This is a genomic window from Chitinophaga sp. H8 (assembly GCF_040567655.1).
Lineage (GTDB): Bacteria > Bacteroidota > Bacteroidia > Chitinophagales > Chitinophagaceae > Chitinophaga > Chitinophaga defluvii.
Map to the genome: position 1 here is coordinate 117,657 of NZ_JBEXAC010000002.1, position 21,161 is coordinate 138,817.

The 21,161-nt window shown below is 45.2% G+C and carries 17 protein-coding genes; 7 read left to right on the top strand and 10 right to left on the bottom strand.

Annotation, left to right across the window (positions count from 1 at the left end):
* The first annotated feature begins 151 nt into the window (after positions 1 to 151).
* Positions 152 to 1,699 carry a helicase HerA-like domain-containing protein gene (locus ABR189_RS14225; RefSeq protein ID WP_354661180.1) on the top strand — a complete coding sequence of 516 codons (1,548 nt, stop codon included), beginning with the start codon at positions 152 to 154 and terminating at the stop codon, positions 1,697 to 1,699.
* Positions 1,700 to 1,776: 77 nt separating this feature from the next.
* Positions 1,777 to 2,823, top strand: coding sequence for a Gfo/Idh/MocA family oxidoreductase (locus ABR189_RS14230; RefSeq protein WP_354661181.1), 1,047 nt, complete (start codon positions 1,777 to 1,779; stop codon positions 2,821 to 2,823).
* Between the two features lie 45 nt (positions 2,824 to 2,868).
* Here the strand turns inward: ABR189_RS14230 and ABR189_RS14235 are convergent, their stop codons facing one another.
* A complete protein-coding gene (locus tag ABR189_RS14235; protein WP_354661182.1) occupies positions 2,869 to 4,770 on the bottom strand; it encodes a RecQ family ATP-dependent DNA helicase in 1,902 nt (633 codons plus the stop codon).
* 58 nt (positions 4,771 to 4,828) lie between these two features.
* Positions 4,829 to 6,934, bottom strand: coding sequence for a heavy metal translocating P-type ATPase (locus tag ABR189_RS14240; protein WP_354661183.1), 2,106 nt, complete (start codon positions 6,932 to 6,934; stop codon positions 4,829 to 4,831).
* Between the two features lie 305 nt (positions 6,935 to 7,239).
* Here ABR189_RS14240 and tsaE point away from each other — a divergent pair, with 305 nt between their 5' ends.
* On the top strand, positions 7,240 to 7,677 hold the full coding sequence (gene tsaE, locus ABR189_RS14245; protein WP_354661184.1) for a tRNA (adenosine(37)-N6)-threonylcarbamoyltransferase complex ATPase subunit type 1 TsaE: 438 nt from the start codon (positions 7,240 to 7,242) through the stop codon (positions 7,675 to 7,677).
* Positions 7,678 to 7,730: 53 nt separating this feature from the next.
* A complete protein-coding gene (locus ABR189_RS14250) occupies positions 7,731 to 8,948 on the top strand; it encodes an alanine dehydrogenase (protein ID WP_354661185.1) in 1,218 nt (405 codons plus the stop codon).
* A 58-nt stretch (positions 8,949 to 9,006) separates the two neighbouring features.
* Here the strand turns inward: ABR189_RS14250 and ABR189_RS14255 are convergent, their stop codons facing one another.
* The 4 genes from ABR189_RS14255 to ABR189_RS14270 all read right to left on the bottom strand — a co-directional run bounded on the left by ABR189_RS14255 (position 9,007) and on the right by ABR189_RS14270 (position 12,484).
* Positions 9,007 to 10,221: an outer membrane beta-barrel protein gene (locus ABR189_RS14255; protein WP_354661186.1), complete on the bottom strand. Its 1,215-nt coding sequence runs from the start codon at positions 10,219 to 10,221 to the stop codon at positions 9,007 to 9,009.
* A gap of 147 nt (positions 10,222 to 10,368) precedes the next feature.
* Positions 10,369 to 11,169, bottom strand: coding sequence for an undecaprenyl-diphosphate phosphatase (locus tag ABR189_RS14260; protein WP_354661187.1), 801 nt, complete (start codon positions 11,167 to 11,169; stop codon positions 10,369 to 10,371).
* Between the two features lie 121 nt (positions 11,170 to 11,290).
* A complete protein-coding gene (locus ABR189_RS14265; RefSeq protein WP_354661188.1) occupies positions 11,291 to 11,581 on the bottom strand; it encodes a DUF3098 domain-containing protein in 291 nt (96 codons plus the stop codon).
* A gap of 30 nt (positions 11,582 to 11,611) precedes the next feature.
* Positions 11,612 to 12,484: a cell division protein FtsX gene (locus ABR189_RS14270; protein WP_354661189.1), complete on the bottom strand. Its 873-nt coding sequence runs from the start codon at positions 12,482 to 12,484 to the stop codon at positions 11,612 to 11,614.
* Between the two features lie 143 nt (positions 12,485 to 12,627).
* On the opposite strand from ABR189_RS14270, the gene leuS reads away from it, so the two are divergent.
* On the top strand, positions 12,628 to 15,399 hold the full coding sequence (gene leuS, locus ABR189_RS14275; protein ID WP_354661190.1) for a leucine--tRNA ligase: 2,772 nt from the start codon (positions 12,628 to 12,630) through the stop codon (positions 15,397 to 15,399).
* Between the two features lie 80 nt (positions 15,400 to 15,479).
* Here leuS and ABR189_RS14280 read toward each other — a convergent pair whose 3' ends face one another.
* The 3 genes from ABR189_RS14280 to ABR189_RS14290 are packed head-to-tail and all read right to left on the bottom strand — an operon-like array spanning position 15,480 to position 17,957.
* Complete coding sequence (locus ABR189_RS14280) at positions 15,480 to 15,755, bottom strand: hypothetical protein (protein ID WP_354661191.1); 276 nt, start codon at positions 15,753 to 15,755, stop codon at positions 15,480 to 15,482.
* Between the two features lie 2 nt (positions 15,756 to 15,757).
* Positions 15,758 to 17,179 carry a radical SAM protein gene (locus ABR189_RS14285; RefSeq protein ID WP_354661192.1) on the bottom strand — a complete coding sequence of 474 codons (1,422 nt, stop codon included), beginning with the start codon at positions 17,177 to 17,179 and terminating at the stop codon, positions 15,758 to 15,760.
* Positions 17,172 to 17,957: a prolipoprotein diacylglyceryl transferase gene (locus ABR189_RS14290; protein ID WP_354661193.1), complete on the bottom strand. Its 786-nt coding sequence runs from the start codon at positions 17,955 to 17,957 to the stop codon at positions 17,172 to 17,174. The genes ABR189_RS14285 and ABR189_RS14290 overlap by 8 nt, the downstream gene beginning before the upstream one ends.
* Before the next feature lie 133 nt (positions 17,958 to 18,090).
* On the opposite strand from ABR189_RS14290, the gene ABR189_RS14295 reads away from it, so the two are divergent.
* Both ABR189_RS14295 and ABR189_RS14300 read left to right on the top strand, forming a co-directional pair.
* Positions 18,091 to 18,783, top strand: a complete 693-nt coding sequence (locus ABR189_RS14295) for a peptidoglycan DD-metalloendopeptidase family protein (protein ID WP_354661194.1) — start codon at positions 18,091 to 18,093, stop codon at positions 18,781 to 18,783.
* A gap of 139 nt (positions 18,784 to 18,922) precedes the next feature.
* Positions 18,923 to 19,774 carry an endonuclease/exonuclease/phosphatase family protein gene (locus ABR189_RS14300; protein WP_354661195.1) on the top strand — a complete coding sequence of 284 codons (852 nt, stop codon included), beginning with the start codon at positions 18,923 to 18,925 and terminating at the stop codon, positions 19,772 to 19,774.
* 53 nt (positions 19,775 to 19,827) lie between these two features.
* Here ABR189_RS14300 and ABR189_RS14305 read toward each other — a convergent pair whose 3' ends face one another.
* Positions 19,828 to 21,144, bottom strand: a complete 1,317-nt coding sequence (locus ABR189_RS14305; RefSeq protein WP_354661196.1) for a M28 family metallopeptidase — start codon at positions 21,142 to 21,144, stop codon at positions 19,828 to 19,830.
* Positions 21,145 to 21,161 lie beyond the last annotated feature (17 nt).

The window sequence follows — 21,161 nt, forward strand, 5'->3', positions numbered from 1 at the left end:
TTACCTGGTTCAATAATACGCTGCTGGCAATGATACTGCCTGTCTTCAGGGCAGGCAGACGATAGACAGGCCATTTTAGTAAATACAGGCACCTTACGGGACATCCGTATGACTATGCGCCATTTTTTTTATCTTCAATAAAATTTTCACCATGGCAAATAAAGAGGCATTCCTCGAATCTATCAAAAACGGCTACACGTTTAAAGGGGAACATTTCAAATTGGGCTGTGCAATACTGGATGGAGAAGTACAAACCGGCGCTGACATATTTTTACCACTCAAAACCATGAACCGGCACGGACTGATAGCCGGTGCCACCGGTACGGGTAAAACCAAAACCTTACAAATCATTGCAGAAGGACTGAGTGATGCCAGCGTGCCTGTATTGCTCATGGATATCAAGGGCGACCTCAGCGGCATAGCTGCTGCGGGCGCATCCAATGCCAAAATAGAAGAACGCTACCAGAAGATAGGCGGCACCTACGTACCTGCAGCCTATCCCACAGAACTGTTAAGCCTCAGCCATGAAAAGGGTGCCCGCTTACGGGCTACTACCAGCGAATTTGGCCCGGTACTGTTATCCAAAATACTGGAACTGAACGATACCCAGGGTGGTATTGTATCGATGATATTCAAATACTGCGACGACAATAAAATGCCGTTGCTGGACCTGAAAGACTTCAAGAAAGTACTGCAATTTGCCAGTGATGAAGGGAAAGCAGAGATGGAAAAGGATTATGGAAAAATTTCCACCAGCTCTACCGGTACTATTCTGCGTAAAGTAATTGAGCTGGAACAGCAGGGAGCAGAACTGTTCTTTGGGGAAAAATCATTTGAAGTAGATGACCTGATGCGTATCAGTAATGATGGCAGAGGGATGATTTCCATTGTCCGGGTAACAGATATCCAGGACCGGCCCAAGCTGTTTTCTACCTTTATGCTGAGCCTGCTGGCAGAACTCTATGCCACGCTTCCAGAAGAAGGTGATCTGGACAAGCCAAAACTGGTAATGTTTATTGATGAAGCCCACCTCATCTTCCAGGAAGCCAGCGATGCTTTGCTTAAACAGATTGAAACCATTATCAAACTGATCCGTTCCAAAGGAGTAGGTATCTTTTTCTGTACCCAAAACCCAATGGATGTCCCCACTTCTGTATTAGGACAACTCGGTTTAAAAGTACAGCATGCACTCCGCGCATTTACAGCCAACGATCGCAAAACCATTAAGCAAACAGCAGAAAACTATCCTTTATCTGATTTTTATAAAACAGATGAGCTGCTTACACAAATAGGCATTGGAGAAGCCTTGATTACCTGCCTGAATGAAAAGGGGATTCCTACCCCACTGGCAGCTACCATGCTCACTACTCCCCGCTCCCGCATGGATGTATTAACAGATGCAGAGATTGATAACATTGTAAATAATTCCAAACTGGTAAAAAAATACAGTGAAGTCATCGATAACGAGAGTGCCTATGAGATACTTACTGCCAAGCTGAATGAAGCAGCAGAAAAAACAGCGCAGCAACCTGCTGCCAAACCGGGCAGACAAAAAGAAGAAAAAGGTTTACTGGAAAGTGTTATGGAAAGTTCTGTAGCCCGGCAAGCCGGCCGTACTGCAGCCAGTATCATTACCCGCAGCCTTCTGGGGGCTTTGGGATTAGGGGGTAAAAGCAGTAAAAAAAGCAGCTGGTTTTAAAACACCAGTTGCGCCTCATTTTTAACATGATGTTCCCGGGGCATCCAACTTATTAATCGATCACTAACAATATTAAAATGGGTAAAATAATTAAAGCAGGCGTTTGTTCTTATGGCATGTCCGGACAAGTATTCCATGCTCCCTTCCTGCATGTAAATCCGGGATTTGAATTTGCTGCTGTAGTGGAAAGAAGCAAGCACCTGGCACAACAGCGCTATCCGGATGTAAAAGTATACACCAGTGTAGCAGATATGCTGGCAGACAAATCACTGGACCTGATCATTGTAAATACACCTAATGCTACCCACTTCGACTATGCAAAGGCTGCATTGGAAGCCGGTAAAAATGTGATCGTAGAAAAACCTTTTACGGTGCATAGCGAACAGGGGAAAGAGCTGGTAGCCCTTGCCAAACAAAAAGGCTTGTTGCTGAGTGTGTATCACAACCGCCGGTACGACAGTGACTATAAAATGGTGCGCCATGTAGTACAATCCGGATTACTGGGAGATATCCTGGAAGTAGAAATCCACTACGACCGCTTTAAAGATGAACTCAGTTATAAAAAACATAAAGAAGTAGCGCAGCCTGGTACGGGTGCATTATATGATCTGGGCTCCCACCTGATTGATCAGGCGCTCTCGCTATTTGGTATGCCGGAAGCACTATGGGCCGATATCCGGAACATCCGCTCCACCTCTGTGGTAGATGATTATTTTGAACTGGTACTTTACTATAACAATCTGCGTGTACGGCTCAAATGCAATTACCTGGTACGGGAAGCTTTGCCTGCCTATGTATTACATGGCCGTAAAGGTTCTTTCATCAAAACCAAATCAGATATACAGGAAGCATTGTTGCTAAAGGGCTTGTTGCCCGATGCGTCCGACTGGGGTGCAGAAGCTCCTGCTGAATGGGGTTTGCTTCATACCGAAATAGATGGAGAAATAGTAAAAAAATTCCTGCCGGGCTCCAATGGTAATTATATGGATTATTTTCAAGGTATCTACGAAGCCCTGGTAAATGGTGCACCTGTTCCGGTACAACCGGAAGATGCGATAAAAGTGATCCGTGTGATTGAAACGGCCTTTGAGAGCAGTAAAGCAAGAAAAGTAGTAGATATGTAAATATCCGTAATCAACTACGGGTATTGCATTATCCGTAGTTGATTATTACAGATGCAATATGCCATCGGCATCACGTTTTATTTTCTCCTCCGCAATTAGGAATTGTACCACTTCTATCAGGTCGTCCTCGCTTACCTCGGGCATCGTTTGAATTAATGCAGTAAAAGGTTGTGCCTGTATTTTAAGCGCCGCCACCACACTGGCAGATATATTGGTAAATGCCTGCCGGTCAACAGGTGCGGCTTTCTTCTTTAAACACACATCACAAACCCCACAATCCGCTTTAAATACCTCTCCGAAATAAGATACCAGTTCCTGTGTACGGCACACATGACGGTTTCTGGCATAGGCAAAAACAGCTTCCAGCCTTTCTTCATATGCCTGTTTCCTTTCCCTGATCCGTGCCGTATCAATGCGGAGCAATTGTGTTTGTCTTCTTTCCTGCAAAAAGTACAGTTGTGGTTTATCTGTACGTGGCTGATAACGGATAATACCATATTGATGTAGCAATTGCAGGTGCTCCATTATTTCATCATCTTCCGTGAGCAGGATACGTCCTATCTGGCGTTCATAAACAGGCACCGGATGGTCAAAAATACCTTCGTAGGTACGAAGCAGTGTTTTTATTAAAGGTTCCAGTAAAGGATGTAATTCTTCAAATTTATAGAGGGTGTCTTTATTGATTACAAACTCGGCATAGGAAGGCAGGAAAACACTTTCACTCAGCTGCAGGATACCTTCCTGCTCCAGCAGGCGGATAGCACTGTAGGCAACAGTGATATTCAGCTGGAATGTTCTGGCAAAGTCGTTGATATCAAAATCGTAGTACAGTCCTTCCGGGCTGCCTACCGGCACCTGCAGGTAATTGACAATACATTGGTATACCTCTTTGATCGCTTCCATGGAAGGGAATTGCAGATCAATCCGATCTTTCATATCAGACAGCTCCCCTTCATTATACAACATGACTGCATATGCCTTCTGTTCATCCCTGCCGGCACGTCCAGCTTCCTGATAATATGCTTCCAGGCTATCAGGGATATCAAAGTGTATCACTACCCTTACGTCCGGTTTGTCAATCCCCATTCCAAAAGCATTGGTACAAACCATTACCCTGATTTCATTATTGATCCAGGCTTCCTGCCGGGCAGTACGTTCTTTCTGGGGTAACCCTGCATGATAATAGCCTGCTGTTATGCCCTGTTGTTGCAACAGCTCCACAATCTCTTTGGTGCGTTTACGGCTTTTACAATACACCACCGCACAACCCGGTACCCTTTGCAAGATATGCGCCACCTTTACAGGTTTGGCATTTTCTTCTATAACACTATACGACAGATTAGGGCGGGCAAAACTTTTCTTGAAAAGCTCCGGCTGTTTCATCAACAGCTTTTCACAGATATCCTGCTGCACTTTAGGTACTGCCGATGCGGTTAATGCCAATACCGACACATCCGGAAAGAAGCTGCGGATATCAGCTATTTTGAGATAAGCCGGCCGGAAATCATATCCCCATTGGGAAATACAATGGGCTTCATCTACCGCGATCATATTCACCGGCAACCCATCACAATAGGACTGGAATAGCTTGCTTTGCAGGCGCTCCGGCGATACATACAAAAACTTACATCCTCCCCTCCTGGCAGCTTCCAGCACTTTTTCCACCTCTCGAAACTGCATACCGGAATAGATACTATACGCCGTGATATCCCGTTTTTTCAGACCCTGTACCTGGTCTTTCATCAATGCAATCAGGGGAGTAACTACCAGACACAGGCCTGGTTTCATCATAGCGGGTACCTGAAAACAAATGGACTTACCTCCACCCGTAGGCAGTAAAGCCAGTGTATCTTTTCCGGCTAATACAGCATTCACTATATCTTCCTGTAATGGTCTGAACTGGTGATAACCCCAGTATTGCTGTAATATAGCGGAAGGTGTGATCAAGTAAGCGTGGTAATTTGATGAAACCGTAAAAATAAGGAAATATAAAGCGTGCCGCTCATTACACTACTTTCTTATAACGCAGCCGTACGGAATTAATCGCCAACACTACATCCGACAATCCCATAATACCTGCACCTACAATAGGATTCAGCAATCCCATTGCTGCTACCGGTATCGCCACTATGTTATAGATAAATGCCCAGAAGAGATTTTGTCTGATAGTAAGATAGGTATGTTTTCCCAGGCCTATTGCCATAGGTAAAGTATGCAGACTGTTATGCAGCAGCACTACATTCGCACTCTGCATGGCTACCTGTGTGGCATCGCTCAGAGAAATACCAATACTGGCTTTGGCCAGCGCGGGGGCATCATTCACGCCATCTCCCACCATAGCTGTAGGGGCTATCTTCATCAATGCAGCGATCTGCTGTAATTTCTGCACAGGAGATTGTTCCGCATACACGGTATCGATCCCGGTTTTTGCCGCAAATTCCCGGCATTTACGGGCGGTATCACCACTGAGCAGGACAGGTTGTATCCCCATGGCTTTCAATTGGGTAATCACCTCCGTGGCTTCCGGTCTTATTTCATCTGTAAAATCAATCCAGCCGGCCAGCTGCCCGTTTTTAAGCAGGTAAATGTTATGGCTGTCATCCGTTGTAGCCTGTGCTGCCATCTGGTAAGACCCCAGCTGCCAGTCGTTGCCCGTTTTATCCTGTGCCCGCATACCAAGACCTTTATGCTCCCTTACCTGCTGTAGGGGTATTTCGCCGGCACTTTTCCAGGTAGCTGCAATAGAGCGGGCAATGGGATGAGCAGAGTATTTTTCCAGGCTATACACCATTGACCGGAAAGTGCTTTCCGGCATATCAAAGTACTGGTATTGTCCGAGTTCCAGCTTGCCGGTGGTGAGGGTACCTGTTTTATCAAACACTACCTGCCGGATATTTCTGAACGCTTCCAGTGTATGCGCCCCTTTGATCAGGATACCATGACGGGCAGCTCTGCCCAGGCCTACCATTACCGCTGCCGGAGTAGCCAATCCCATGGCACAGGGGCAGGCAATCACCAGTACGGCCACACTACGCATCATAGCGGTAGCAAAAGGTACCTGCCCAATAAAGAACCAGCCTGCAAACGTAAGTAAGGCGATAGACAGCACCAGCGGCACAAAGATGGCACTAATACGGTCTGCCAGCCGCTGCATAGGCGGCTTTTCGTTTTGCGCCTGCTTTACCAGGTCAATGATATAAGATAACACGGTATCCTTGCCGGTAGCGGTGATAAACAGTTTGATGCTGCCATCTTCCAGGATAGTGCCCCCTATTACCTTATCTTTTTCTCCCTTTGCTACCGGTGCACTTTCTCCTGTGATCATGGCTTCATTGGCATGTCCGCTTCCCCAATACACGGTACCGTCCATTGGGATTTTATCGCCGGTGTTTACCAGCACCCGGTCGCCGGGACGCAAGGTCTGGTTATCTACTTCTTCCAGGTGCTCCCTGCCCTGCTCATCTACGGTGAGTAAACGGGCAGTGGTTACCTGCAGCCTGGCCAGTGCTGCAATAGCAGTAGTGGTTTGTTTTACCGATTTCTCTTCCAGCACATTTCCCAGGAACACCAGTGTCAGGATAGCAGCGGTGGTTTCATAAAACATATAATCACTGCCCAGGTGCTGCAGCGTGCCGGTAAGGCTGTATACAAAGGCTGCCGTAGCCCCCAGCGTAATCAATACATCCATATTGGCCATGCGGTTGGCCAGGGAGCGGACCGCACTGCGTCCAAAATGCCACATCCCCATCAGGTATACCGGTATAGTAAGTGCCAGTTGTATCCAGGGGTTATGCAACCAGTGCCAGCTTACCCACATATGTAATAATAAGGGTAAGGTAAACACGGCACAAAAGAGGAATTTAAATGTAAGGGTAGTAAAAAAGCTTACCTCGGAAACCTGTTCATCCGGCATAATCACGCGATATCCCATTCCCGCAACACCTTCCAGCACATCTTTGGCATTGGTGCCTTTAGGCGCATTAAAACTCACCTCTTCCGTGGCAAAGCTTACATGCACCGCCTCCATTCCTTTATTTTCCAGGTATTTTGATACAGTAAGGGCGCAACTGGTGCAGTGCATCCCCTGTACTTTACAACTGATCGTTTCCATAATTTCTCAACAAGCTTTGTAGTTATAACAGGTATAACTTGATTGGCATATACGCCTGATATATTTTGGTATAAGGCTTTCGGGGCATCACAACAGATGCGCTGATCAGGAAATACAAAGTTACCTATTGGTTATTTACAGCGATGAAATATTAATGCAACGGGATGTCAATTGGGAGAAGCAACAGGGCCTCCGGCGGCTGCTAACGAGCCAATACGCGTATCCGGGGTTGACAACACGTAGCTGGTTCGTTTGCCGCAACATGTAACTATAGTACTTCTGCGTATTTACTCCTATTTTTGGGTATGGAATGGACATTTACGCTGGAACAATTACCTGCTGTGGCAGCTGCTTTCTGGACGGCGATGGCAGGTAAACAGACATTTACACTGGAAGGCCCTATGGGGGCGGGCAAAACCACCCTGGTAAAAGCCCTTTGTGCTGCCAAAGGGGTAAAAGGCACTACTGCCAGTCCTTCGTTTGGCATCATTAACGAATATACCTATAACAACGAACAAGACCAGGCACAAAGCATTTACCACCTGGACCTGTACCGCCTGCGCGACGAAGCTGAGGCTATCAATGCCGGGGTGGAGGATTGCCTGTACCAGGGGGCTATTTGTTTTGTAGAATGGCCGGATATTATTGCTAACCTGCTCCCACCCGGTACAGTACACCTGCAATTACAGGTTTTATCCGATCAAAAAAGGATGTTACGTGCCGGCGGCGCTTCTAACAAATAACGTATCTTTGGAGAATACGATCATTTCATACTGACAATCTTGACACCTAACATATGGAGCAAAGGCAAAAACCTGTTGTGAGTGCTGGCTTTACTTATTCACCACTGGAAGAAACGCTGGATATTGCACAAAAAAACTCCCGTTTGTTCATCGGCATACCCAAAGAAAATTCCTTCCAGGAAAACCGCATAGCGCTTACCCCCGATGCGGTAAGTATCTTAGCAGCCCATGGACATCATATTGTGGTAGAACATAAGGCCGGTGACGGATCGCATTATTATGACACGGATTACTCCGAAGCAGGCGCTGAAATCGTATACGACAAAAAAGAAGTGTTCAAGGCGGAAATTATTGTGAAATCCGCACCGCTCAACAATGACGAAATAGAGCTGCTGCGCCCCCACCAGATTGTCATCTCTCCTATTCATCTGGCTGCCCTCAAGGCACAGGATGTACAAAAGATGATGGACAAACGTATTACCCTCTTATCTTTCGAGAACCTGAAGGATGATGCAGGTACTTATCCTATTGTGCGGGCAATGAGCGAAATTGCCGGTGCGGCAGTAATGCTGCTGGCTGGCCAGTACCTCAGCAATGGCAATAAAGGGAAAGGAATCCTCCTGGGTGGTATTACCGGCATCCCCCCTACCAAAGTGGTGATCATCGGCGCTGGCATTGTGGGCGAATTTGCAGCCCGCACAGCACTGGCACTGGGGTCGTCCGTAAAAGTATTCGATAATAATATTTATAAGCTTAAACGGCTTCAAAACAATATTGGCGTACGTGTATTTACTTCTGTTATACAGCCCAAGGTATTGGCAGAACAACTCCGGAATGCCGATGTAGCAGTGGGCGCATTATCCTCCCAGAGCGGCCGTACGCCCATCGTGGTATCCGAATCCATGGTAAGTAATATGAAAGCGGGATCAGTTATTGTGGATGTAAGTATAGACCGGGGAGGCTGTTTTGAGACCTCTGAAATTACCAGCCATGAAAATCCGGTCTTCAAAAAGTATGATGTGGTGCATTATTGTGTACCTAATATCCCCTCCGGATTTGCGCGTACCGCTTCCGAAGCAATCAGCAATGTACTGATGCCCCTGCTGGTAGAAGCAGCAGACGATGGCGGCTTTGAAAACCTGGTATGGATCAAACGGGGAGTCCGCAATGGCATTTATCTCTACAAAGGTGCACTTACCAATTACCATCTCAGCGAAAAATTCAAACTGAAATATACCGACCTGGAACTACTCCTGGCGGTAAAAGGCTAAAAACAAAGCGGCCGTTCCCTTATGCTGGAACGGCCGCTTTGTTTAATACATTGCTTTCTTAAAATAACATGTACCTTACCAGCAGCTGCCAGGAGGAAACAGTAGTTTTGAGATAAGTGAGTGAAGAGAACCCATTGCTGGCATTGTACCTCCCCTCTATCTCCCACCCCTTGCAATGAATACCTATTCCCCCAATTAATGATTGCTCATATTTACGAACGCCATCCATAGCAGATTCTACTTTAACCCGTCCATCTGTATAGTTGGTGGTCATTTCATCCTTTGCAGACACTGCAAAAGCATTCCCCATACCTGCAGTTGCATAGGGTTTTACTACTTTACCGGGATAAGTATACCTCGCCAACACGTTCAATTGCAAATAGGACAATTTAAAATCTACATGATGTACACTATAATTTTCAATACCCTCAATTACACTCCCTGCTTTTATCTCTTTATAAAATAGTTCTCCATTCAATGAAAACTGCTGCCTGTTTCTGGCAACAGGAATCTCCAATGCCACACCCAGTAAAGGACCTACAGTATTATCATATTTGCCCTCTGTATATCGCTGCTGCCCCTTAAAACTATAGCTATTAGCCGATATACCCGCCAGCAAACCAAAGCTGACAGGTACCTTTTCTTTCTTTTGCGCCACAATGGCCTTGTGTGGATTTTTACAGTTATTATAACGGACAAAAATACCCTGCAGGTCGGCCTTCCGGTACGACAACCGGCTAGTGCTTTCTGCTATCTTTTCGCAATCCTGAAACAGGATAAATAATTGCTGTTTGTAATAAGGCAGGTCCTGGATACCTTTGGTACCATCCTTGTCCTCATAGCTTTTACGTATCATCTGCAATTCTTCCGCAGGATGATCTGCCCCTTCAAAAATATAATGTATGCGATCATTTTTATCCGTGTATTCATACAAGGGATAGATGCCATTGCTAATACGGGTCAGGAATACAGTATCCTCCTGATAAATCCGGGTTTCATTTCTGCTCAGGTAATCCACCGACTGAGGCGTAATATCCAGCTTTACCTGCCTGCTCACATAATTTTCATCAGGAGATACTACCCAGAACCCCTGTATATCCGCCGGTTTAAATACCTGTTCCTTACCATCTGCAGATTTGAAACTGATAACGGAAGGTGCTACCCCCCAGTTGCGGTAATCAATCAGTCCTTTCACTGAATCCTGCTGCAGGGTAATAATCCCCCCGGGGATATAATTTCGCTGTGCATAGGCAGTAGCAAGGCTACATAGCATCAAAAGGGATAAGTAAAAATATTTCATAAATAATGGATCAACAATGTGAATTACGGTACAGGTGTTTGATATTACAGCGTTAAAGACCGGATAAAAAGGCTTGCAGATTTAATCATACTAATACCTGCAAGCCTTCCGGAACACGGATTATACTTCCAGCTTATACCCCATGTAAATAGCTATAATAATGGCTATTCCCACGACAATACGGTAATAGCCCCACATTCTGAAGCCGTATTTCTTCAGTGTGCCGATAAAGAATTTAATGGCCAGCATCGCCACGATAAAAGCTACCACGTTACCGATGAACAGTAACTTGAGATTTTCCGGATGTTCTGTCAGCAGCTTATATCCTTTTAAAAGTTTATACCCTGTGGCAGCAGCCATGGTAGGCACGGCCAGGAAGAAAGAAAATTCGGCGGCCACATTACGGGTCAGTTTCTGCTGCATCCCCCCAATAATAGTGGCTGCACTACGGCTCATCCCCGGTATCAGTGCCAGACACTGAAAGAACCCAATGCGCAGTGCACGGAAGTTGTCAATTTTTTCATCCGTATCTATGGTAGGATGGTTAAACCACTTGTCTACAAAAAGCAGCACAATCCCTCCCAACAATAAGGTAACACCTACCACCATCGGACTTTCCATCAAGGCATCTATCTTATCACTGAACAAATATCCCATGATCAGTGCAGGGACTACGGCAATAATCAGTTTGATATAAAAATTCAGACGGTTCTTATCAAATACAAAAAACTTCTTCCAGTACAATACCACTACCGCCAGGATGGCGCCCAGTTGTATACATACTTCAAACAGCTTGGTAAATTCATCATTGCTGATCCCCAGTAACCAGCTGGTAATGATCATGTGCCCGGTGGATGATACCGGCAAAAACTCTGTTAGTCCTTCTACTATTGCTATAATAATAGCTTCAAATACAGTCATCGTAATTTTTACTAAAAATGAAGAATGGTTAAATCATTTGGGTATGTGGGGATATCAGACATGACATTAAAAAAAAAGCGATGAAGTTTCATCGCCAGGCTTCATGGTTGCTACCCTCATTTTACAGTTTAGGTCTGCGCATAATAGCATATACCTCTACCAGCAGGCCTAATACAATAACAATAGGTGCCAGTGTAATTCTGCGGAAACTGTATACTTCTTCAGGTTTAAAACTATTTGGATCGTTGCTGTTGCCACCGGTCATCAGGAAAAATCCGATTACCACCACTACTAATCCCACCAGCATGATCTTATAGTTCTCTTTCGGGAAAATATCACCATTAGCCACTCCTTTCTTTTCCGGAGCGCCTTCTGTGGTTACATTCTCAATAGGTTTAGCTGTTTTAGACATAAATATTATTGTTAAAATTACTTTGCTGTATTAATAAAGATCGTCCAGTTTCAGTCTCAGGTATTTCATTACTGACCGGTGCGTACTTACCAAAGATATGCAAATACCTATCACGATCATTCCCAGGAATAGTACCCCAGTCATAAAATAATCCCGCATACCGCTTAATTCCGGCAGTACCCTGTCGGCAAAATACATGATGCCTATCAAACCACCTATGGCTAGCAATGCACTGAGTGCACCGTTAATAATACTTCGTATATCAAATGGCTTGGCAATAAACCAACGGGTGGCCCCTACCATTTGCATGGTTTTAATCAGGAACCGGTTGCTGAACATGGCCAGCCGGATGGTATTATCAATTAGTACAATTACAACCAGCGCCAGCAATGCGGATATTGCCAGAATAACCAATCCGATTTTGCGCACATTCTCATTCAGCTTGGCCACCAGTGAACGCTGATAGGAAATTTCCCGCACGATGCTCTTTTCGGTAAGATTAGCTTCTACGATCTTTAAACTGTCCATATTCACATATTTAGCGTTCGCTTTTATGTTAATACTGGCATATAACGGATTGTATTGCAATAGTTTAATGAAATCTTCCCCGAACTCTTTTTGAAAATGAGCGGCCGCAGCTTCCTTGGAAACATATTCAATTGACTTGATATATGGCTTCGTTGCAATGGAGTCACGTAAAGCCAGTGCCTGGTTTTCTTTCACATTATCACGCAAGATCACCTGTATTTCAATACTTTCTTTAAAGTAATCACTTAACTTGTTGGCATGGATGACCAGTAAGCCCAGGGTTCCGAGTAAGAACAGCACTAATGCTACCCCGATGATGGAAAAGACGTATGAAGGTTTAGATTTCTTTGCTGATGATTTGCCGGATTGCGCCATTAATCTACAGTTTATGGGCGAAAATAATAAATTTTACCAGTTATGTTTAATTTTGCATCCCCAAACGTTAATTTAACATTTTTATTTTTTAATATTCAGGATCCTCATACATCCTATATATTGCAACTTATATAATCAAGATTATGGAGTATAATTTCAGGGCTATAGAGCAAAAGTGGCAGGAACAGTGGGAAAAAGCCCATGCTTACAGGGTGAGCAACAACAGTACCCGGCCTAAATGTTATGTGTTGGATATGTTCCCGTATCCTTCGGGAGCAGGATTGCATGTGGGCCACCCCCTGGGTTACATTGCTTCAGATATATATGCCCGTTATAAAAGGCTCAAAGGGTTTAATGTACTGCACCCGATGGGATATGATGCTTTTGGCCTGCCGGCAGAACAATATGCCCTGGAAACAGGCCAGCACCCGGCTGTAACCACTGAGGAAAATATTAAAACGTTCCGTAAGCAACTGGATAACATTGGCTTTTGTTACGACTGGGACCGCAAAGTAAACACCAGCGAACCAGGCTATTACAAATGGACACAATGGATCTTCCTCCAGATATTTGAAAGCTGGTACAATCGTCAAACCCAGCAAGCGGCCCCCATTTCGCAGCTGATCGCTATTTTTGAGCAGGAAGGCAATGCAGGGTACGAATGCCCCGGCGACCGTACCATACAGTTTACCGCCACAGAATGGAAAGCATTTAATGAGGTAGAACAACGGGAAATACTGATGCATTACCGCCTGGCTTTCCTGGCTTATGCAGAAGTAAACTGGTGCCCGGCATTAGGTACCGTACTGGCCAACGATGAAGTGATCAATGGTGTGAGCGAACGCGGCGGCCATCCGGTAATCAAAAAGAAAATGCGGCAATGGTTCCTCCGGATCACGGAATATGCCAACCGCTTGCTGGAAGGCCTGGAAACAGTGGCTTTCAGCGATGCGATGAAGGAAATGCAACGCAACTGGATCGGTAAAAGCCAGGGCGCAGAAATAACGTTTGCGATCAAAGGAGCGCCTGTACATCAAAACCTGGTAGTATATACTACCCGCCCTGATACCATTTTCGGAGTCGATTTTATGGTGATAGCGCCGGAGCATGACCTGGTACAACAGATTACGACTCCTGCACAGCAGGCGGATATTGAAAAATACCTGGCTTACGTACAAAGCCGCTCCGAAAGAGAGCGTATGGCGGAAGTAAAACAGATTACCGGCTGCTTTACCGGCGCCTATGCCATCAATCCTTTTGATGGCAGGGAAATTCCCATATGGATCTCCGAATACGTACTGGCAGGCTATGGTACCGGTGCGATCATGGCGGTGCCTTGTGGCGACCAGCGCGACTTCCTCTTTGCCAGGCACTTTAATATCCCCATTACCAACATTGTGGGCGATGATTATACCGGCGAAGAAGCTAATCCTACCAAAGAAGGCATATTGCAAAACAGCGGTTTCCTGAATGGTATGGAAATGAAACCTGCTATGGAACTGGTGATCAGCAAGCTGGAAGAAATGGGTATCGGCAAACGGCAGATCAATTATAAAATGAGAGATGCCGGATTCAGCCGGCAGCGCTACTGGGGTGAACCTTTCCCAATCGTCTATAAAAACGGTATCCCCTACGCAATAGACGAGAAAGACCTGCCACTGGAATTACCCCATGTGGAAAACTATAAACCCGGAGAAGAAGGCGAAGGTCCCCTGGCCAATGTAACAGATTGGGTTAATGTAGCTCCCGGCGTAATCAGGGAAACCAACACCATGCCCGGCTATGCCGGCAGCAGCTGGTACTTCCTCCGCTATACCGACCCACATAATAATAAAACGTTTGCCGACCGGAAAGCAACCGACTACTGGAACCAGGTAGACGTATACGTAGGTGGTACAGAACACGCGGTAGGACACCTCCTTTACTCCCGCATGTGGACAAAAGTGCTGTATGACCTGGGTCATATAGGTTTCGATGAGCCTTTCAAAAGACTCATTAACCAGGGTATGATCGGGGGCAGCTCCAGACTTGCTTATCGTATCAGAGGTACGAATAAGTTTGCGTCACACGGCCTGAAAGACCAGTACGAAACAGATGAACTGCACGTAGATGTAAACATCGTAGACGGCCTGGAATTAAATATGACTGCCTTTAAAAAGTGGAAGCCTGATTATCAGGATGCTGAGTTTATACTGGAAGATGGTAAATATATCTGCGGTTCTCTCAATGAAAAAATGAGTAAACGCTTGTTCAATACCGTCAATCCAAACGACCTGGTAGAAAAATACGGTGCTGATACTTTCCGCATGTACGAAATGTTTCTTGGCCCCGTGGAGCAGTCCAAACCCTGGGATACCAAAGGCATAGAAGGGGTGCACCGCTTCCTGAAAAAATTGTGGCGGCTCTTTGCAGATGAACAAAAAGGATTGATCGTAAAATCAGATGATCCTACACCGGAAGAACTGAAAATACTGCATAAAACCATTCAGAAAATCGATGCCGACAGTGATAACTTCTCTTACAATACTGCGGTAAGCCAGTTTATGATCTGTGTAAATGAGCTGGCATCACTGAAGTGCCATAAAAGGTGTATCCTGGAACCATTGCTGGTACTCCTCACTCCTTTTGCACCGCATATCAGTGAAGAGCTCTGGCAGTTAATGGGCAATACCACCAGTATACTGGACGCTGCTTATCCGGTGTACAATGAACAATACACCAAAGAAAGCACCTTCAATTATCCCATTGCGATCAATGGCAAAACCCGCACTGAAATAGGATTTGCACTGGATGCAGATAATGCAGCGGTAGAAAAAGAAGTAATTGCCAATGAAGTAGTGCAGAAATGGCTGGAAGGCAAAGCCCCTAAAAAGGTGATCATCGTAAAAGGCAGGATGATTAACGTAGTTATCTAAGCCAAACAATAATACGCTGGCAGGGAATACAACTGTGAATATTTCACCATTGTATTCCCTGCTTTTTTTATACTGCTATATTAATGCATTCCTCCCAGGTTAAGGTTGGCCAGAATAATACCACAGGTAGATAACCCTACCAGCAAAATAATACCTGCTGATAAGAACAATACCTTTCCCCATTGCGTTTTTCCCATGATCATAAGCACAATAGCTGCCAATACATACACAGCTACTACTACCATTGCAAAGATGCCGGCCATCAGAATTCCCTCATCACTTGAAATGGTCAGCAATAACAATGGGATACCCGGAAATAGAGTAGTATACAATACCAGTTTAAAGAACTCGCTCATAACTACAGTGTATTAGTGGTGATTACAGGATGTTCCCGCTCTTTTTGCAGTTCCTTCAGATAGTTTTCCTTATCATCCCGGTAAAACAGGTTCATCGTTTCAAAAGGAATGATACGGCCATCTTTATGTACAATATGTACGCAGGATTTTTTGATAGCCCGCACATCAAAATCATACGCATCTATAAACCGCATGATCACTATCCGGAACAGATTGTTGTAATCGAGTCCCGGCGCCTGTACCTGTGGCAAACAACACAACAATGACTGCATATCATTTACTGCTGCGTCAGTAGAGATACCGGTACTGAATATTTTGAGAATATGCCGGTGCAGGTTTTCATCCTGCTCGTATACAATCGTGTTTTTTGAATTGTTTAACAGCACAGCAGGATCTACATAACGGGTAAGTGGAAATACCTGTCCGTCTATCTTTAAAGCATACGCCATCGCCAATGCATCCGGATTACAAGGTACCGGTATCAGATCATTTTCATTAAAAACCGGTGATTGTGCCAGGATCCTTTGCCGCACTTCTGTAAGGGTGATCCTGTCGGTAGCCGGATTAAAGTCATCCACCCGGCCGGCAATTTGTGTGGGTTGGAAAGTAACACCCCGCACACACCGCTGCTGCAAGGCATAATCAATGACAGCTCCCAGCTCATCATCATTCACGCCTTTCTGAAGTGTCACTACCAGCGTAGTACTCAGGTTAAACTCATTCAGGTGAGCCAGTGCCTGCTTACGGATAGCTGTCATATCCTTTCCCCGCATTCTTTCCAGTGCCTCCGGTTTAAAGGAATCAAACTGCAGGTAGATCTCAAAGTCGGGCATATAGGAGGCCAGCCGCTCCACAAATGCTTTATCCTTTGCAATACGGATGCCGTTGGTGTTTACCATAATATGCCGGATAGGCTTTGTTTTGGCAATATCCAGGATTTCAAAAAACTGCGGATGTATCGTAGGCTCTCCTCCGCTGATCTGTACCACATCCGGAATCCCTTCGTTCTCCACAATAATATCCAGCATCCGTTCTATCTCTTCCAGCGTACGGTGCTCTCCGTAATGTGGGGAGGACATCGCATAACAGGTAGGGCAGGTAAGATTACAACGATCCGTTACTTCGATCACACTCAGGCAGGAATGCTGCTCATGATCCTGGCAAAGCCCGCAATCATAAGGGCAACCATAATGCGTGCGTGTATTGGTTTTTAATGGTGCCTCTGAGGGTTTGTTATAATTACGCGTGTTTTTGTAATAGGCAATGTCCGTAGCAATCAATACTTTTTCTGTGCCATGATGTGCACAGTGTTTGATCATATACACCTTTTCATCTTCAAAAATAACTTTTGCATCTACCCTGCGCAGGCAGGTACTACAGATGCTTACCGTAAAGTCGTAGTAAGTGTATTTTTTTTCAGGCATATTCCTTTTTAATTAAACGGGTTGGGTAAAAAATGGAAGGTGAATAATAAAGCAATCCTGCCAGACAGGCCAATTGTATAGATCCCATGCCCAGCAGGTACCGGTAGCCGGGTTTGATATAATCCAGCAAAAACCGGAACAGCAGATAAGCAATCATCAATATTTTAAACTGCGCACCGGATACCAGCGTATACCTTTTGCGCAACCAGTTGAGCCCTATCCATAGCAATACCAGGAAAACAATTTCATACAATGCTACGGGATGCCGTAATACCTCATCCCCCAGATGCATTCCCCAGGGCAAGCTGGTAGCCACTCCATAGGTTTCTTCATGTACCCCCATACTGAAACAACCGATGCGCCCGATAATCATGGCCAGTATCAATGGCCTGGTAAACAAATCCCCGGAAGAATGCCGTTCTCCTATCCCCCACTTCATCAGCTCCACACCTGCCAGTCCTCCCAGCAAACCACCTACTATTGTTTTACTCTGGTAAACGTACAACAGGATATTCGGGACCTGCATAATGTCCAGCGGATTTTCCAGAGCACCTAACAACCGGCTGCCCAACAAGGCCCCAAAGATGGCCCCTATGATCACCCAAATGCGGTTTTCCTGTGGGATAAGATCTCCCTGCCTTTTACGCAGGTACAGGAAATACCGGAACCCGACAAACATCCCTAAAGATTCCAGGATGGCATGCAGGGGTACCTGTAATGAAAATATGGGCAACGTAACTGGAAAATGCACCGGCGCCGGTAATTTGGTTTCATTCACAATTTACGGGATCAATTGACTACCGGAAAGAATATTTTCTTCCGGCTGTAAAGTATCTCATCCGGATATAAAATTCTAAGAGAGAAAACGTATATTGTTAAGTTATTTCATAGCGTGCTAACAATATGGCAATATGCTACAGGAGATCTTACAAAAATATCAACCAGGGTTTAAACAGGTAGTAGAAATCACGCCCGGCCTGGAGCGTTTATTGCTGATGGACTTCACCAGTGGCAACACTACCCTCACTAAAACCATTCTTGCTGATACGGACAAATTTTGCAGATACGTTACTACACAGTTGCAGCAATCCGGCTGCCGGCTCGGCATTGGCGGATATGGCGAACACCGTACTATTTATGCGATCAGCCCGCATTTTGATGCCGGAGAAGAACCCCGCCGCTTACATTTAGGCATTGACGTATGGGGAGCCGCAGGCACGCCGGTGTATGCGCCGATGAACGGACATATACACAGCTACCGGTTCAACGACCGCCTGGGTGACTATGGGGCTACCATCATTCTCCAGCATGTGCTCGATGGATATACCTTCTATACTTTATATGGACACCTGGGACTGGCCAATCTTCAGGGATTGTATGAAAACATGCCGGTAGCAGCCGGGCAGCTCCTGGCCCATTTTGGACAACCTGCCGAAAATGGGCACTGGCCGCCACATCTCCACTTCCAGATTATCAAAGACCTTTATGGCAACCGGGGTGATTTTCCAGGGGTATGCCGCTACAGCGAAAGAGAAAAATACCTGCAAAACTCTCCCGATCCCGATGTTATCCTGCAAATGAACCAATACATAGGAGGACTGTAAGGCTACATACTACGCCAACACCATAACAATGCCAGCTACCAGTCATCAAATAATGACATGGTAACTTTAATTCCTGTGTGATCATTTGTACTTTGCAATCTGTAATTGATCTACGTAATTATATTAAACCCGTATTTGTATGAGAAAGTTATTGTTGCTGTGTATATTGTTTTTTATGAATGGCGTGCTAATGGCGCAAACACCCTTGCATGTGATGACCTTTAATATCCGGATGAATACACCACATGACAGTCTGAATGCATGGCCTCACCGGAAAGATAAGGTGGCCAGCCAGGTATTATTTCATGAAGCTCATCTGCTGGGCGTTCAGGAAGCACTATACGAACAAATGACCGACCTGAAAGAAAGATTACCACAATATAAATACATTGGAGGCGGACGTGATGATGGTAAAAATGCAGGCGAGTTTTCCGCTATCTTCTATGATACCACCCGTTTACAGCTGCTTGACAGCAAAACGTTCTGGCTTTCTGAAACACCGGATGTACCCGGCAGTAAGGGATGGGATGCTGCGATTACCCGTGTGGTAACCTATGGTAAATTTAAAGACCGGAAAACCAAAAAAATATTCTTCCATTTTAATACCCACTTTGACCACATCGGCAAAATTGCCCGCCGGGAAAGTGCAAAATTCTTATTACAGCAAGTACATACCATCGCTGGTAAAATACCTGCTATCATTACCGGCGACTTTAACGCTACTCCGGATGACGAACCGATCCAGGTAGTCATGAATGCAAATGATCCCTTGCATTTTACAGATAGCAAAGCTATCAGCCAGATGCCGCATTATGGCCCTACAGGTACTTTCAACGCCTGGCATTTTGCAGAACGGGACGACCGGCCTATTGACTATATCTTCCTGAAAGGAAAATTCAAGGTAAAAAAACATGCAACTATCTCTGAAACATGGAAAGGCAGATATGCTTCTGACCACTTCTCTTTGTATAGTGAAATAGAAGTATTGTAATCATACGACCCTTAAAAAAGGAGCGGCTCCCTGATAGAGAGCCGTTCCTTTTTTTATTCTCCCCGTTCACTTACGGGGCCTAATCTTTCGGGCGTATCCTTTCCATCTACAATAGATCTTGCACTTACTGCAATGGCCTTAATAATACGGGTGATATTCTCCATATCCAGGCTGGCTATCTCATCTTTTACACTATGATATAGCTCATCTTTATCTATTTGTGTAGTAGAAATGGTATGTGCAGGTACCCCCAGCTTGGCCAGCGTGGCATTGTCAGAGCGGTAAAACAATTGCTGCTCCGGATAAGGGTCCGGATGGAAGTTGAAATCAGATCCTACTAAATTACGTTGCAGTATTTTACCAAAGTCAGACCGCTCAAACCCGGTAATGAACGCACTGTTTTTCCCAAATTTAGATTCCTTCCCTATCATTTCTATATTAAACATGGCTACAATACTGGCGGGGTCCAATTGGCGTGAAAAATACTGTGAACCATAACCGCCAATTTCTTCTGCGGTAAAGGCTACAAATACAAGCGTACGTGCCGGTGCAGGCTTCCGCTTTTTGAAATAATCTGCCAGCATAATTACCGCTGTAACACCCGATGCATCATCATCTGCACCATTAGCGATACTGTCCTGCTCCATTGGTTCCATAATACCCAGGTGATCATAATGCCCGGAGAATATCACATATTCTGATGCTTTGCTTTTGCCAGGAATAACTCCAACAATATTACTAAGGGCATATGATTTCAGTTCCTGTGTTACTGACAGCTGCCAGTTATGAATAGCTGTATCTCCTTCTTCTTTTAATACAAACACGATGCTTTTAGTACTATCCCCCTGCGTTGCTTCCGCCTCACTGTTGGCATACTGGCGGTGTTCGGATATTTGATTAAACAATTCTTTTTGTGAGGCATCTACCCACACTACTTCACTGCGTTCTATTTTACGTGCTCTTCTTAATACACTAAAAAGGTCGGCCTGGCTGGCAGCAGCAGTAATTTCCACCCGGCTGTCCTGGTTCCAGTCAATGCTTTTGGCAGTACCTTTAATAATCAATGGGCGGGTTACCACTGCACCATTTATAGTAAGTTGTATACTCGCCGGTGTTAATCCAAACATCGTAAAGGATTGCCGGAAATCTTTCGCTTCGGGCAAAGGTTGTAAGCCGGCCTTCTTAAATTCGGCTTCCACAAACCGGGCAGCTTTTTCAATACCTGGTTCAAATGTTTTACGGCCTTCCATATCATCTGCCGCCAGTGTGCTGATGATCCTGGTTACGGTTTCTTTCTTAATGTTTTGTGCATCTGCGGAGCTATATGCCAGGCATATGGCCAGTCCGAGTAAACATCGTGTGCGCCTCATAGTTGGTTGGTGTTATA

Coding starts and splice junctions, on each gene's coding strand:
- ABR189_RS14300 (WP_354661195.1), top strand. CDS start 18,923: ATGAGAAAGTTATTGTTGCTGTGTATATTGTTTTTTATGAATGGCGTG.
- ABR189_RS14230 (WP_354661181.1), top strand. CDS start 1,777: ATGGGTAAAATAATTAAAGCAGGCGTTTGTTCTTATGGCATGTCCGGA.
- ABR189_RS14285 (WP_354661192.1), bottom strand. CDS start 17,179: ATGCCTGAAAAAAAATACACTTACTACGACTTTACGGTAAGCATCTGT.
- ABR189_RS14265 (WP_354661188.1), bottom strand. CDS start 11,581: ATGTCTAAAACAGCTAAACCTATTGAGAATGTAACCACAGAAGGCGCT.
- ABR189_RS14280 (WP_354661191.1), bottom strand. CDS start 15,755: ATGAGCGAGTTCTTTAAACTGGTATTGTATACTACTCTATTTCCGGGT.
- ABR189_RS14255 (WP_354661186.1), bottom strand. CDS start 10,221: ATGCTATGTAGCCTTGCTACTGCCTATGCACAGCGAAATTATATCCCC.
- tsaE (WP_354661184.1), top strand. CDS start 7,240: ATGGAATGGACATTTACGCTGGAACAATTACCTGCTGTGGCAGCTGCT.
- ABR189_RS14295 (WP_354661194.1), top strand. CDS start 18,091: ATGCTACAGGAGATCTTACAAAAATATCAACCAGGGTTTAAACAGGTA.
- ABR189_RS14270 (WP_354661189.1), bottom strand. CDS start 12,484: ATGGCGCAATCCGGCAAATCATCAGCAAAGAAATCTAAACCTTCATAC.
- ABR189_RS14305 (WP_354661196.1), bottom strand. CDS start 21,144: ATGAGGCGCACACGATGTTTACTCGGACTGGCCATATGCCTGGCATAT.
- ABR189_RS14240 (WP_354661183.1), bottom strand. CDS start 6,934: ATGGAAACGATCAGTTGTAAAGTACAGGGGATGCACTGCACCAGTTGC.
- leuS (WP_354661190.1), top strand. CDS start 12,628: ATGGAGTATAATTTCAGGGCTATAGAGCAAAAGTGGCAGGAACAGTGG.
- ABR189_RS14250 (WP_354661185.1), top strand. CDS start 7,731: ATGGAGCAAAGGCAAAAACCTGTTGTGAGTGCTGGCTTTACTTATTCA.
- ABR189_RS14260 (WP_354661187.1), bottom strand. CDS start 11,169: ATGACTGTATTTGAAGCTATTATTATAGCAATAGTAGAAGGACTAACA.
- ABR189_RS14225 (WP_354661180.1), top strand. CDS start 152: ATGGCAAATAAAGAGGCATTCCTCGAATCTATCAAAAACGGCTACACG.